Below are 14,224 nucleotides of genomic sequence, written 5' to 3' on the forward strand. Positions count from 1 at the left end.
GCGAGAAGCGTCCTATCACGTCTCCGACCGGCGAAAAGGGCAGTCATACGGGCCCGTCCGGAACATCGGAAGGGCTCGGGCTCGTCCGCTTGGCGCTTGGGGTGTCACGCGGTCACGGATCTCAGACACGGGACTGAACCCCGACCAACTATGGACAGTCAGTCGCTGAGCCGGTGCCGCCACCGCCCCACTCCACTGCCGCGCAGACCACCCACCGGCCCGCAGGCCGGGCAAGAAACCAGCACCCCCAACTCAGCCCCCCGGGGACCCCTTCCCCCGGGCCGCCCCTCCCATCGATCTGCACTTGCGATGGAGGGACGGGGGTCAAGGGTGACCGGAGGTCATCGCGCAGCGACGCGACGAAGGAGCGCCCTTGACGCCCGGCCCGGAATCGCGAAACTCAAACCCAGAGGGGCGGCCCCCGCGTGGCACGAAACCCCCCGGCCCACCCCGACTACCCCTCGGTCTGTGCCGGAAGACAGCCACCCCACCCCAGACACGGGACTGAACCTCAGCAAGCAATGGACGGTCTGTCGCTGAGCCGGTGTCGTCACCACCCCACTCCACTCCCGCGCACACCCACCACGCACCCGCACCAACCCACCACGCCCCCCACCGGTCCACCCGTCCCCGTCCCCATCCCCGTCAAGGCGTCATAGCGGGCGTGCTCCATCAGCCTTTAGCCTCGCTCCATGCCACCGGTCAAGAAGCGCACCCGCAGTTACGACTCCGCCAAGATCCGGGCCGCCGTTCTGGCGCAGTTCGGGAACGTACGCGAAGCCGTCGCCGGCCTTACGGCCGAGCAGCTTGCTCTGCCCACCGCCCTTGGGGGCTGGACCGTTCGTGAGCTGGCCGCTCATCTGACCCTGGCCGTCGAGTCCGTCTCCCGGACCATCGAGCTGTCCGCGCAACCGTCCGATCAACACCCCGCCCAGCGGCCCGATCAGCAGCCCGATCGACAGCCCGCCCCCGCCCCCGCCCCCGTCCTCCCCCTCCTCGACTGGCCCTTCGCGACCGCCGGTCTCGCCGAGGACATCAGCCGGGACGTCAAGGTGGTTGCCGCGTCCGCTTCCCCCGACGAGTTGTTCGAGCGCACCGCCGAGCGGATCGCCGCGCTGCTGCCGGAGACCCCCGACGACCGGCTGCTCACCACGCGGCTCGGTGTCATGCGGCTCGGCGACTTCCTGGTGACCCGGACCGTTGAACTGACCGTCCACACCGACGACCTCAACCGGGCCGTGGCCGGGCTGGATGTTCCGTACGACCGGCAGGCCCTCGCGGCCTGCACCCGGCTGCTCGCCGACGCGCTCGCCGTGAAGGCGCCCGGAGCGTCGACGGAGGTGCGGATTCCGCCGTACGCCGTGGTGCAGTGCGTGGAGGGCCCCCGGCACACCCGTGGTACGCCCCCCAATGTCGTGGAGACCGACCCCCTCACCTGGATCCGGCTCGCCACCGGACGTACGACCTGGCGCGAGGCGCTCGACGCGGCGCACGTCAGCGCGAGCGGGGAGCGCGCGGATCTGGGTGAACTGCTTCCGCTCATGGGGTGACGGAGGCGTCGGCACGCAGAGCGACGGAACCGTACGCCATGGCGCTCCGTCCCAGAGACATGCGGAAACAGAAGAGGACCAACATCACCGCGACCACTGCGACCACCGCGACCACTGCGACCGCCACAGCCACCACGACCACCGCGATCGCCGCAGTCACCGCCGTCGCCCTGTTCACGCTGACCGCCTGCGGTACGGAGTCCGGCGCCGGAGGCGGCTCCGGAGGTTCCGTACAGTCCGACCTCCCCCTCACCGATGTGCACTGGAGCGTCGACAGCCTGACCGTCGACGGCAAGAAGACCGCCGCGCCCGCCGGAGCGAGCGTGGAGATCGGCACCGACGGCCGGGCCAGCGCGCGTACGGGGTGCAACACCATCGGCGCGAAGGTCACCGTCGACGGCGACACCGTCACCGTGGGTGACAAGGAGTCGACGCTGATCGGCTGTCCCGAGCAGCTCCAGGCCTTCGAGAAGGCTCTCGGCGGAGCCTTCGCCGGAAAGCTCAAGGCCACGGTCGAAGAGATCGAGGGGGCCAAGGGGGGCACGGCCCAGGACCGCCGGCTCACACTCACCACCGCCGACGGCGACGCGATCACCCTGACCTCCGGGCCGCCCGCCCCGCTCGCCGGTACGGAGTGGACCGTCAGCGCGCTGACCGACGGCGCCACCGCGACCTCCCTGCCCCAGGGCACCGACGGCAAGGCGCACTTCACGTTCGGTAAGGACGGCACCGTGGAGGGCAGCTTCGGCTGTAACAGTTTCCGCGGCACCGCGAAGATCTCCGGGGCCGGGACCGGGGCCGGGGAGAAGGCCGCCTCCACGGTCACCTTCGGCCGGCTCTCCAGCACCCGCAAGCTCTGCCCCGGACCCGAGATGACCCTGGAACGCCAGGTGCAGAAGGTGCTGGAGGGCAACGTCACATATGAGCTGCGCCACCGTTCCCTGACCATCAAGCAGGCCGACGGCCAGGGCCTGGACGCCATGGCGGCGGCTTCCGGCAAGTAGTCCGACGGGCGATCGCGGAGCCGGCCCGCATCCCCAATTCGGACCAGTGGTCGATCTCGCCTACACTCGGTGGCGTGCCTCGTGGTGATGGACGACTCAACCACGACCTTCTCCCCGGAGAGAAAGGCCCCCAGGACGCTTGTGGCGTCTTCGGAGTCTGGGCCCCGGGTGAAGAGGTCGCCAAGCTCACCTATTTCGGACTGTATGCCCTGCAGCACCGTGGACAGGAGTCCGCGGGCATCGCTGTGAGCAATGGTTCCCAAATCCTCGTTTTCAAGGACATGGGCCTGGTCTCCCAGGTCTTCGACGAAACCTCGCTCAGCTCTCTCCAGGGCCATATCGCGGTGGGCCACGCCCGCTACTCCACCACCGGAGCCTCGGTGTGGGAGAACGCGCAGCCGACCTTCCGGGCCACCGCCCACGGCTCGATCGCGCTCGGTCACAACGGCAATCTGGTCAATACCGCCCAGCTCGCCGAGATGGTCGCCGATCTGCCCAAGGAGAACGGCCGCTCGACCCGGGTCGCCGCCACCAACGACACCGATCTGGTGACGGCGCTGCTGGCGAGCCAGGTGGACGACGACGGCAAGCCCCTCACCGTCGAGGAGGCCGCCGCCAAGATCCTCCCCGATGTCCGGGGCGCCTTCTCGTTCGTCTTCATGGACGAGCACACCCTCTACGCCGCCCGTGACCCGCAGGGCATCCGCCCACTGGTCCTCGGCCGTCTCGAACGCGGCTGGGTGGTCGCCTCCGAGGGCGCCGCCCTCGACATCTGCGGTGCCGCGTATGTCCGTGAGATCGAGCCCGGCGAGCTGATCGCCATCGACGAGAACGGTCTCCGCACCCAGCGGTTTGCGGAAGCGAAGCCCAAGGGCTGTGTTTTCGAGTACGTATACCTGGCCCGTCCCGATACGGACATCGCCGGGCGCAACGTCTATCTGTCCCGCGTCGAAATGGGGCGGAAACTCGCCAAAGAATCTCCCGTCGAGGCGGATCTGGTCATAGCGACCCCGGAGTCGGGCACGCCCGCCGCCATCGGTTACGCGGAGGCCAGCGGCATTCCGTACGGCTCGGGCCTCGTCAAGAACGCCTATGTCGGCCGGACCTTCATCCAGCCGTCCCAGACCATCCGCCAGCTCGGTATCCGCCTCAAGCTGAATCCGCTCAGGGAAGTCATCCGGGGCAAGCGACTGGTGGTCGTCGACGACTCGATCGTCCGTGGCAACACCCAGCGGGCCCTGGTCAAGATGCTCCGGGAGGCGGGCGCCGCCGAGGTCCACATCCGGATCTCGTCCCCGCCGGTGAAGTGGCCCTGCTTCTTCGGTATCGACTTCGCCACCCGGGCCGAGCTGATAGCGAACGGGATGACGGTCGAGGAGATCGGGACCTCGATGGGCGCGGATTCCCTCGCGTACATCTCACTCGACGGGATGATCGAGGCGACCACGATCGACAAGCCGAATCTCTGCCGCGCCTGCTTCGACGGCGAGTACCCGATGGATCTGCCCGATCCCGAACTGCTCGGCAAGCAGCTCCTGGAGACCGAGCTGGCCGCGGGCCCGGCCAATACCGCGGCCGCGGACGCGCTCCGCCGTCCGTAACGCGGGCCCCGGTGCGGGCCGATGCCGGTGCCGCGCCGGGGGCCCGCACCGGTCCCGCGGTGCCACGGTCCGTAATGCCGGAACACCCGGAAAGCCGGTCCTGTGGTCCCGCCTCTTCGGGCCGGTCCCGCCCTCACACGCCTCGCCCTCACACGCCTCACACCCACCCACCCCGCACTCACCTTGACGACCGAATGCCGACAGGAAAGTACCCAGCCATGTCCGAGACGACTACTGGTGCCAGTTATGCCGCCGCGGGCGTAGACATCGAAGCCGGTGACCGCGCGGTCGAGCTGATGAAGGAGTGGGTGAAGAAGACCCGCCGCCCCGAGGTGCTCGGCGGCATCGGCGGCTTCGCCGGCCTCTTCGACGCCTCCGCCCTCAAGCGCTACGAGCGCCCGCTCCTCGCCTCCGCCACCGACGGGGTCGGTACGAAGGTCGACCTGGCCCGCAAGATGGGCGTGTACGACACGATCGGTCACGATCTGGTCGGCATGGTCGTGGACGACCTGGTCGTCTGCGGCGCGGAGCCGCTCTTCATGACCGACTACATCTGTGTCGGCAAGGTCCACCCCGAGCGGGTCGCCGCCATCGTCAAGGGCATCGCCGAAGGCTGTGTGCTGGCCGGCTGCGCGCTGGTCGGCGGCGAGACCGCCGAGCACCCCGGACTGCTGGGCGAGGACGACTTCGATGTCGCGGGCGCGGGCACGGGCGTGGTCGAGGCGGACCGGCTGCTCGGCGCGGATCGTATCCGTACGGGTGACGCGGTGATCGCCATGGCGTCCTCCGGTCTTCACTCCAACGGGTACTCACTGGTCCGTCATGTGGTCTTCGACCGGGCCGGCTGGTCGCTGGACCGCCAGGTCGAGGAGTTCGGCCGCACCCTGGGCGAGGAGCTGCTGGAGCCCACCAAGATCTACTCGCTGGACTGTCTGGCCCTCACCAGGACGACAGAGGTGCACGCGTTCAGTCATGTCACCGGCGGCGGTCTGGCGGCCAATCTCGCCCGGGTGATCCCGGACGGACTGCACGCCAGGGTGGACCGCTCGACCTGGACGCCCGGCGCGGTCTTTGACCTGATCGGAACGGCCGGGCAGGTGGAGCGCCTGGAGCTGGAGAAGACGCTGAACATGGGGGTCGGCATGATCGCCGTCGTCCCTGCGGAGTCGGCCGACGCCGCGCTCACCACGCTCGCCGACCGGGGTGTGGAGTCCTGGATCGCCGGCGAGATCACGGAGCGTGGCGATCATGCCACGGGCGCGGAGCTGACGGGCGACTACCGGAGCTGAGCGGACGGCCCGGACGGCCCGGACGGCCCAGGGCCCGGTGGACACATGGACGGCCCAGGGCCCGGTGGGCATCTGGGCAGCACAGAACCCGGTCCAGGACTACGGCCCCGGACCGGGCCACTGAGATACTGCTCTGGGTATACGGACGTCAAGCGCCGCGGCGCTGCGCCGAGGGCCCGGACTCGTCGTCCTCGTCCTCGTCGTCGTTGTACAGATCCGCGTACTGTGCGTACGGGTCGTCTTCCTCGTCGTCCTCGAACGGCTCGCCGTTCGGCGGCTGACTCGAGGTCGACGCGCCCAGCTCGTTGGCCAGACGCGACAGGTCTGTCCCGCCGCTGTTGTACTTCAGCTGGCGGGCGACCTTCGTCTGCTTGGCCTTGGCCCGGCCGCGCCCCATGGCTCGACCCCCTCGGTGACGGGGCTCGACGGCCCCAGAGTCTTGACACGCGTTCATGAATCAGAACGAGCTCTCCGCGGAGAGACCCGTCCGTAGGGCTTCAACGGTACCTGCTTCCGCGGCCATACGGTACGCCGCCCGCATGACGCGCCCCGGCGCAGGACCAGCGAGGCGCCCCGTCCTCCCTGGTCAGCGTCGATTTTAACCCCTTCTGGAGGGGCGACCCGCCGACCGGCGTGAGTCTCGTCTCCCGGGCGTCCGGCCACCCCTCCCCCGACGGTCAGCGGTGGCGGGCCTCCGCCATCCTGTGCTCGGCGATCCGGTCGGCCGCGGCGGCCGGCGGAATACCATCTTCCTTTGCGCGTGCGAAGATTTCCAGTGTGGTGTCGAAGATCTTCGCGGCCTTCGCGCGGCACCGCTCGAAGTCGAAGCCGTGCAGCTCGTCGGCGACCTGGATCACGCCGCCGGCGTTCACCACGTAGTCGGGTGCGTAGAGGATCCCGCGGTCCGCGAGGTCCTTCTCGACGCCCGGGTGGGCGAGCTGGTTGTTGGCGGCCCCGCACACCACGGTCGCGGTGAGGACGGGGACGGACGAGTCGTTCAGCGCGCCGCCGAGCGCGCACGGGGCGTAGATGTCCAGCCCCTCGGTACGGATCAGCGCCTCGGTGTCGGCGACGGCGGCGACCTGCGGATGCCGGTCCGTGATCCCGCGTACCGACTCCTCGCGTACATCCGCGATCACGACATGCGCGCCGGCCTCCAGGAGGTGCTCCACGAGATGGCGCCCGACCTTGCCGACGCCCGCGATCCCGACCGTGCGGCCCCGCAGCGAGGGGTCGCCCCACTGGTGCCGCGCGCTCGCGCGCATGCCCTGGAAGACCCCGTACGCGGTCAGCACCGACGAGTCGCCCGCGCCGCCGTTCTCGGGGGAGCGGCCCGTGGTCCACGCGCAGGTGCGGGCCACGACGTCCATGTCCTCGACATAGGTGCCGACATCGCAGGCCGTGACATACCGACCGCCGAGCGACGACACGAATCGGCCATATGTGAGCAGTAGCTCTTCGCTCTTGATCTGTTCCGGATCGCCGATGATCACCGCCTTACCGCCGCCATGGTCGAGCCCGGCGAGGGCGTTCTTGTACGACATGCCCCGGGAGAGGTTCAGCGCGTCGGCGACGGCCTCGGCCTCGGATCCGTACGGGTAGAAGCGGGTGCCGCCGAGGGCCGGGCCCAGGGCGGTGGAGTGGATGGCGATGACGGCCTTGAGGCCGCTGGAACGGTCCTGGCAGAGCACGACTTGCTCATGGCCCCCCTGCTCCGAGCGGAACAGGGTGTGCAGGACGCCGTCGGTCAGATCGGTCACGGTGGTGACTCCCAAGTACGAAGCGGCGGTGGGAAGTCCCTCCTGTGGGTGGGGAGGGACCGGCTGGGCAAGCAAGAGGGTAAGTCCTCCGGGGGCGCAGATGAGCCGCAGTGCACAGGATCACCCCCTGGAGGAGTACAGGCGTGGGACGATGCGCGGCATGCCGGCGGTGTCTTCTGTCCTCGTTCCTTACGCGTCCTACCTGCGGGTCTATGAGCCGCTGGCGGCCTTTCCCGAACCGGAGAGAGATCATTGGACGCGCTACGCCAGACGTGACCGTACGCCCACCGCACAGGACGAACTGCGCCGCTCCCTGGCCGACTTGCTGCCCACTCCGCCGGTCGCCGTGCCGGTGCACGAGAGCGGGGACGCGTTCGTCGCCGTGGTGGACGGGGTGGTGTGCGTCTGTCCGTGGCGTACCCGCCTGCGTGGCTGGCTGGCGCTGGAGGAACTGGCGGAGTCGCTGCCCGTGCCGCTGCTCGACGCGGTGCTGCCGCCGGTGGTGCGCGGCCAGGCCGTCGCGGACTACGCGCGCTGGCGGGACCGGAATCCGGACGCGCGGCCCTGGATCAGGACGGCGGTCTGGCAGGTGCCGGTGGGGTGGTTCACGCTCTTCTCCGACGACGAGCGGGAGTACGAGGCGGGCGGGCCGGGGGTGCCCGTGCTGCGCTACCGGACGCCGATGGTGCAGGCGAGACGGCGGCTGGCCCGCGCGCTGAAGACCCTGCGGGAGTCGGTGGACGACGGACCGCTCATCGAGGGCCTGGTGGATGTGGGACGGTGGCTGGAAGAGTTCCATCCGAGGTCGCTTGTCGAACTGGATTACGGAGGTCTGGTGCACGCTCTCTCCGGGGCCCAACTCGCCGAGGACCGTTCGGCCGCCGATGTGGCGGCCGGGATCGCGGCGCTGCGGGCCGGGGACGGCGACGGCGCGGGAGCGGCCTACGGCCGGCTCACGGAGCGCTGGCGGGCGGTGAGGGAGCGGCTGTTCGCGAACTGACCGGGTTCGGGCACGCGATGCCGGAACGGGCGGGGAAGCGGGCATGAAAGGGTCTTGAAGCGGGCTTGAACGACGCTTGAACTCCGGCCCTAGGGCAGAGGTCCCGATCCGGGCCTATGCCCGCAAGCGTGACGGACCGCACTAACGGGGCTCTTGCGCCCATCGCCCCTCCTCGTGTCAAAATAGGACAAGGAGTCCGGGGAGGGTTCCTTCCGCCCAAGTAAGGGCGGATTACTCAGCATTGCACGCTATACGGGGGGTCTGGTGACTCCTGATCGCTCTGTGACTGATCGTATCTGTGACGTGACTGTCCGCTATGGCATGGTCCATCGGCTTCCGCCGCTGATGAACACCTCAGAGGGCAATTCCATCGGTTTGGCCGACGTGGCTGGACGGATGGTGTAGTTGTAGTGCCGAGGACAAGCCGTTCGTCCTATAACCGACTCGGCCCGCGTCCGCCATTTCGGGCAACGCGGGTCAAGGTGCAGAATTTAGAGGAAAGAACCGAGATGGTTCGGTTCTCCCGAGGAGGCCGCTCATGACCGCTCGCACCCCTGATGCCGAGCCGCTGCTGACCCCGGCTGAGGTTGCCACGATGTTCCGCGTGGACCCGAAGACGGTCACCCGCTGGGCAAAAGCCGGCAAGCTCACGTCCATCCGCACGCTCGGTGGGCATCGCCGGTATCGCGAGGCAGAGGTCCGCGCACTGCTTGCGGGTATTCCGCAGCAGCGCAGCGAGGCCTGACGCCTTTTTTCACGGCTCAGCAAGGCGCAACAAGGCACTACACAGGGCACAACTGGGCTCAATAAGCAGGGCACTGCCGGGTCCCCCATATCCGGTCGTCCCGACCCATAGCTCCATACGACGGGCACCTGCCCCAACAGGTCCCATGCCCACGCAACACGGGTAAGTCGTCGATCGCGCTGGACTCCGCCGGGTCCAGCGCGATCTTTTTTGTGTGCCGGGAGGCGGGCGTTCCGGTCCAGCTCGGCCGCTGTGTGAAGGGTGGGGCGGGTGATTCCGGAGGGATTCCGAAGGTAGTGCAATTGCACATATTAAATTCGTGGATTGTAGGAAGGGTGTAAGCGCTGCCCTTGGTCGAAATTGTTCCGTGATGCCCGTCACACCCCCTGCCCCTTGTCAACGATGTCCGTCTCACCTGTCGGATCCGACCGCGTCGGCGCCGGCGGCGGCCCCGGACCGGTGTGCGACCGGTGTGCGACCGGGGGAGGCCGGCGGGGGCCGCTCGTAGGCCGCTCGTAGGCCGCTCGTAGGCCGCTCAGCGGTCGCGGGGGTCACGCGGGGCTCAGGGGGCGGACGGAGCCAGATCGTCGGGTAACTCGTCCTCGAAGAAGCCGTCCGCGAAGCCGTCGTCGGCCGTGCCGGGCTCCATGGCGAGGCGCTGGAGGCGGTGGCAGATCGGGCAGTACCCCGTACGGTGCGGATGGCCTGACGCGGCCGCCAGATGGGCGCGCAGCAGTGCGCGCGTCTCGTGCCTCGCTGTCGATGACATCCCGGACACCACCCCCCGGTGCGGGCCCCGGGCTGGGACGAACAAGGGGCCTTGGTGTTTAGGTACCCCCGGCGGATGGCGCCGTCAAGACACTCAGGACCGGGCCCCGGGGATTTGGGTACGCCATTACTGCGGCCTTACCGCGGCGTCGACGGCCCTTGCCTTACGCGAGGGAGTCGGCCGCGCGGGCCGGGCGCCGAGCGGCCCACGCGACGCGCGCCCACGCCGCGGACACGGGCACGGACACGGGCACACGAAAGAGCCCGCATCCGATCGGATGCGGGCCCTTTCACTGCGGTCCTGACGGGATTTGAACCCGCGGCCTCCACCTTGACAGGGTGGCGAGCACTCCAAGCTGCTCCACAGGACCAGGTTTCGCGGCCTTGTTTCCTCGGCTGCGAAACGAGACTCTACAGCAGCTCGGAGGGTGCGGTCGAACTGGCTGATGGCGACGGGACCGTCACGGCGCCACCGCGTCGATCGCCTTCATGATGCGCTTGTCCGAGACCGGCTGCGCCGTGCCCAGGGCGTGGGCGAAATAGCTCACCCGCAGCTCCTCGATCATCCAGCGGATGTCCAGGACCTGCTGCGGTACCGGCCGCCCCTTCGGGAGCTGTTCGAGCAGCCACGCGTACTCGTCCTGCATCTCGTGGACCTTCTCCATCCGCGTGGTGTCGCGCTGGACGGCCGTCGGCATCTGCTGGAGCCTCCGGTCCACCGCCACGAGATAGCGCATCAGGTCGGGCAGCCGGCGCAGCCCGGTGCGGGTGACGAAGCCGGCCGGTACGAGGGCCGCGAGCTGGTCCCTGACGTCCTGGACGTTGTTCACCAGCGTCAGACTGTTCGTGGCCTTCAGACGGCGCTCACAGGCCTGCCAGGCGGCCAGGATCTGCTGCACCTGGCCGATGGTCCGCACGGTCATGTCGACGAGGTCGGCGCGGACCTTGTCGTACAGCTTCCGGAACGATTCCTCGTCCCACGCGGGACCCCCGTGCTCCGCGATCAGCCGGTCCGCCGCGGCCATCGCGCAGTCGTCGAACAGCGCCTGGACCGAGCCGTGCGGATTGCGGGACAGCGCCAGTTTCTGCTGGTTGGAGAGCTTGTCCGAGGCGAACTTCGCCGGGTTCACCGGGATGTTCAGCAGGATCAGCCGCCGGGTCCCCGCCCACATCGCCTGCTGCTGCTCCGCCTCCGTGTCGAAGAGGCGTACGGCCACGGTGGCGCCCTGGTCGACCAGGGCGGGATACGCCTTGACCGGCTGGCCGGCCCGGCGGGTCTCGAAGATCCGGGAGAGGCCGCCGATCGTCCAGGCCGTCAGCCCCGTACGCTCGATCGACGCGCCGCCCGAGCGCTCCGCGGTGGCCGCGGCGGCCTGGGAGAGGGCCTGCCGGGCCTTGGGCCGCAGACGCAGCTTCAGCGCGTCCAGGTCCTTGTCCTCGGCGATCTTGCGGCGCCGCTCGTCGACGATCCTGAAGGTGATCTTCAGATGGTCGGGCACCCGTGACAGATCGAAGTCGTCACCCGTGACCGGTACGCCCACCATCCGCTGGAGCTCCCGCGCGAGCGTGACCGGCAGCGGTTCCTGGAGCGGCACCGCCCGTTCCAGGAACGCCTTCGCGTAGTTCGGCGCGGGCACGTAATGACGGCGGACCGGCTTGGGCAGGGAGCGGATCAGCTCCATGACCACGTCCTCGCGCAGCCCGGGGATCTGCCAGTCGAAGCCCTCGGAGGTGACCTGGTTGAGCACTTGGAGCGGTACGTGGACGGTCACTCCGTCCGCGTCCGCGCCCGGTTCGAACTGGTAGGTCACGCGGAACTTGAGCGGGCCCTGCCGCCAGGAGTCCGGATAGTCGTCCTTGGTGACCGAGCCGGCCTTCTCGTTGATGAGCATCGACCGCTCGAAATCGAGCAGTTCCGGCTCCTCACGGCGCTTCTCCTTCCACCAGGAGTCGAAGTGCGCCCCGGAGACCACGTCGTCCGGTACCCGCCGGTCGTAGAAGTCGTAGAGCGTCTCGTCGTCCACGAGGATGTCGCGGCGCCGCGCGCGGTGCTCCAGCTCCTCGACCTCGCCGAGCAGTTTGCGATTGTCATGGAAGAACTGGTGGTGCGTCCGCCAGTCGCCCTCGACCAGCGCGTTGCGGATGAACAGCTCCCGGGAGATCTCGGGATCGATACGGCCGAAATTCACCTTGCGCTGGGCGACGATCGGTACGCCGTACAGCGTCACCTTCTCGTACGCCATCACGGCCGCCGCGTCCTTCTCCCAGTGCGGCTCGCTGTAGGTGCGCTTGAGCAAATGGCCGGCGAGGGGTTCGATCCACTCCGGCTCGATCCTCGCGTTCACGCGCGCCCAGAGCCGGGAGGTCTCCACCAGCTCGGCGGACATGATGAAGCGCGGCGGCTTCCGGAAGAGCGACGAGCCAGGGAACACCGCGAATTTGGCCCCGCGCGCGCCCAGATACTCGTTCTTCCCGGCACTCTTGCCGGCGTTCTTGGCGGCCTCCGCGCCGGCTTCCTTCACATCCTTCATACCGATGTGCGACAGCAGGCCCGCCAGCAGCGAGACATGGACGGACTGGTCCGCGGCGTCCTCCTCGTTGAGGTGGATACCCATCTGCCGGGCGACCGTACGGAGCTGGGAGTAGATGTCCTGCCATTCTCGGATCCGCAGGAAGTTCAGATACTCCGACTTGCACATCCGGCGGAAGGCGGACGAGGACAGCGTCTTCTGCTGCTCCCTGATGTACCGCCAGAGATTGAGGAAGGCGAGGAAGTCCGACGTCTCGTCCTTGAAGCGGGCGTGCTGCTGATCGGCCTGCGTCTGCTTCTCGGCGGGACGCTCGCGCGGGTCCTGGATGGAGAGCGCGGCGGCGATCACCATGACTTCCCGTACACAGCCGTTGCCGTCGGCCTCGATGACCATACGGGCGAGGCGCGGGTCGACGGGGAGCTGGGAGAGCTTGCGGCCCAGCGGCGTGAGCCTCTTCTTCGGATCCTTCTGCGCCGCCTGCGACGGGTCGAACGCGCCCAGCTCCTGGAGAAGCTGCACACCGTCGCGGATATTGCGGTGGTCCGGCGGATCGATGAAGGGGAACCGTTCGATGTCACCGAGGCCGGCCGCGGTCATCTGGAGGATGACGGAGGCCAGATTCGTACGGAGGATCTCGGCGTCCGTGAACTCCGGGCGGGACTCGAAGTCGTCCTCGGAGTAGAGCCGGATGCAGATGCCGTCGGACGTACGGCCGCAGCGGCCCTTGCGCTGGTTGGCGCTGGCCTGCGAGACGCGCTCGATCGGCAGGCGCTGGACCTTGGTGCGGTGGCTGTAGCGGGAGATACGGGCGGTGCCCGGGTCGATCACGTACTTGATACCGGGGACCGTCAGCGAGGTCTCGGCCACATTCGTCGCGAGCACGATCCGGCGCGTCACACCACTGGAGGGGCGCTGGAAGACGCGGTGCTGCTCGGCGTGCGAGAGACGGGCGTAGAGGGGGAGGACCTCGGTGCCCCGCAGCTTGCGTTTCTCCAGGGCGTCCGCGGTGTCCCGGATCTCACGCTCACCGGAGAGGAAGACGAGGATGTCGCCGGGCCCCTCCGAGTGGAGTTCGTCCACGGCCTCGGAGATCGCGGTGATCTGGTCGCGGTCGCCGTCCTCACCGTCCTCCTCCAGGAGGGGGCGGTAGCGGACCTCGACCGGGTAGGTGCGGCCCGAGACCTCCACGATGGGGGCATCGCCGAAGTGGCGGGAGAAGCGCTCCGGGTCGATGGTCGCCGAGGTGATGACGACCTTGAGATCCGGGCGGCGGGGGAGGAGCTGGGCGAGATAGCCCAGCAGGAAGTCGATGTTGAGGCTGCGCTCATGGGCCTCGTCGATGATGATCGTGTCGTACGCGCGCAGCTCGCGGTCCGTCTGGATCTCGGCGAGCAGGATGCCGTCGGTCATCAGCTTGACGAAGGTCGCGTCCTGGTCGACCTGGTCCGTGAAGCGGACCTTCCAGCCGACGGCCTCGCCCAGGGGCGTGTCCAGTTCGTCCGCGACCCGCTCGGCGACGGTACGGGCGGCGAGTCTGCGCGGCTGGGTGTGCCCGATCATGCCGCGGACGCCGCGGCCCAGCTCCAGACAGATCTTGGGGATCTGGGTCGTCTTGCCCGACCCGGTCTCACCCGCGACGATCACGACCTGGTGGTCGCGTATCGCCTCCAGGATCGTGTCCTTCTTCTGGCTGACGGGGAGCTGATCGGGATACGTGACGGCGGGCACCCGCGCGCCGCGCAGCCGCATTCGCTCGCCGGCCTTTCCGGCCTCACCGGCGATCTCGTCCAGCACGGCCTGCCGCGCCTCGGGTTTACGGATGCGCCGGGCGCCCTCGAGACGGCGGCCGAGCCGCTGCGCGTCGCGCAGCGAGACATCGGCCAGCAGGGTCTGGAGATCGGCGAAGGAAGTAGACATACCGAGCCAAGGATCTCACCCGCGGCTCGGGGGTGGCGAACCCATTTCGGTCGCGGCGG

Annotated in this window: 10 protein-coding genes and 1 tRNA gene; 6 read left to right on the top strand and 5 right to left on the bottom strand. The window is 68.8% G+C overall.

The window, feature by feature from the left end; all coding sequences use genetic code 11:
• The first annotated feature begins 692 nt into the window (after positions 1 to 692).
• The 4 genes from OG214_RS20890 to purM all read left to right on the top strand — a co-directional run bounded on the left by OG214_RS20890 (position 693) and on the right by purM (position 5,444).
• The gene (locus tag OG214_RS20890) at positions 693 to 1,550 is read left to right on the top strand and encodes a sterol carrier family protein (protein WP_405985597.1); all 858 of its coding nucleotides are present in this window, start codon (positions 693 to 695) and stop codon (positions 1,548 to 1,550) included.
• 59 nt (positions 1,551 to 1,609) lie between these two features.
• Entirely contained in the window at positions 1,610 to 2,554 is a 945-nt protein-coding gene (locus OG214_RS20895) for an META domain-containing protein (protein WP_405985598.1), read from the top strand.
• Positions 2,555 to 2,628: 74 nt separating this feature from the next.
• Positions 2,629 to 4,155: an amidophosphoribosyltransferase gene (gene purF, locus OG214_RS20900; RefSeq protein WP_383041221.1), complete on the top strand. Its 1,527-nt coding sequence runs from the start codon at positions 2,629 to 2,631 to the stop codon at positions 4,153 to 4,155.
• A 218-nt stretch (positions 4,156 to 4,373) separates the two neighbouring features.
• Complete coding sequence (gene purM, locus OG214_RS20905) at positions 4,374 to 5,444, top strand: phosphoribosylformylglycinamidine cyclo-ligase (RefSeq protein WP_363083823.1); 1,071 nt, start codon at positions 4,374 to 4,376, stop codon at positions 5,442 to 5,444.
• A 148-nt stretch (positions 5,445 to 5,592) separates the two neighbouring features.
• On the opposite strand, the gene OG214_RS20910 is transcribed toward purM, so the two are convergent.
• Together OG214_RS20910 and OG214_RS20915 are read right to left on the bottom strand one after the other, a co-directional pair.
• The gene (locus OG214_RS20910; RefSeq protein WP_405985599.1) at positions 5,593 to 5,841 is read right to left on the bottom strand and encodes a DUF3073 domain-containing protein; all 249 of its coding nucleotides are present in this window, start codon (positions 5,839 to 5,841) and stop codon (positions 5,593 to 5,595) included.
• A 280-nt stretch (positions 5,842 to 6,121) separates the two neighbouring features.
• Entirely contained in the window at positions 6,122 to 7,204 is a 1,083-nt protein-coding gene (locus tag OG214_RS20915; RefSeq protein ID WP_363083824.1) for a Glu/Leu/Phe/Val dehydrogenase dimerization domain-containing protein, read from the bottom strand.
• A 160-nt stretch (positions 7,205 to 7,364) separates the two neighbouring features.
• Here OG214_RS20915 and OG214_RS20920 point away from each other — a divergent pair, with 160 nt between their 5' ends.
• Both OG214_RS20920 and bldC read left to right on the top strand, forming a co-directional pair.
• Positions 7,365 to 8,204 (top strand): hypothetical protein, encoded by an 840-nt coding sequence (locus OG214_RS20920; protein WP_363083825.1) that lies wholly within the window; start codon positions 7,365 to 7,367, stop codon positions 8,202 to 8,204.
• 538 nt (positions 8,205 to 8,742) lie between these two features.
• Positions 8,743 to 8,949 (top strand): developmental transcriptional regulator BldC, encoded by a 207-nt coding sequence (gene bldC, locus OG214_RS20925; protein ID WP_003949541.1) that lies wholly within the window; start codon positions 8,743 to 8,745, stop codon positions 8,947 to 8,949.
• A 562-nt stretch (positions 8,950 to 9,511) separates the two neighbouring features.
• On the opposite strand, the gene OG214_RS20930 is transcribed toward bldC, so the two are convergent.
• From OG214_RS20930 to hrpA, 3 genes are all read right to left on the bottom strand, one after another.
• Complete coding sequence (locus OG214_RS20930; protein WP_363083826.1) at positions 9,512 to 9,718, bottom strand: DUF6274 family protein; 207 nt, start codon at positions 9,716 to 9,718, stop codon at positions 9,512 to 9,514.
• 295 nt (positions 9,719 to 10,013) lie between these two features.
• A tRNA-Asp gene (locus OG214_RS20935) sits at positions 10,014 to 10,088 on the bottom strand.
• Between the two features lie 90 nt (positions 10,089 to 10,178).
• Positions 10,179 to 14,165 carry an ATP-dependent RNA helicase HrpA gene (gene hrpA, locus OG214_RS20940; RefSeq protein ID WP_363079736.1) on the bottom strand — a complete coding sequence of 1,329 codons (3,987 nt, stop codon included), beginning with the start codon at positions 14,163 to 14,165 and terminating at the stop codon, positions 10,179 to 10,181.
• Positions 14,166 to 14,224 lie beyond the last annotated feature (59 nt).

Origin of the sequence: Streptomyces sp. NBC_00872, from assembly GCF_045161915.1 — a bacterium.
GTDB lineage: Bacteria > Actinomycetota > Actinomycetes > Streptomycetales > Streptomycetaceae > Streptomyces.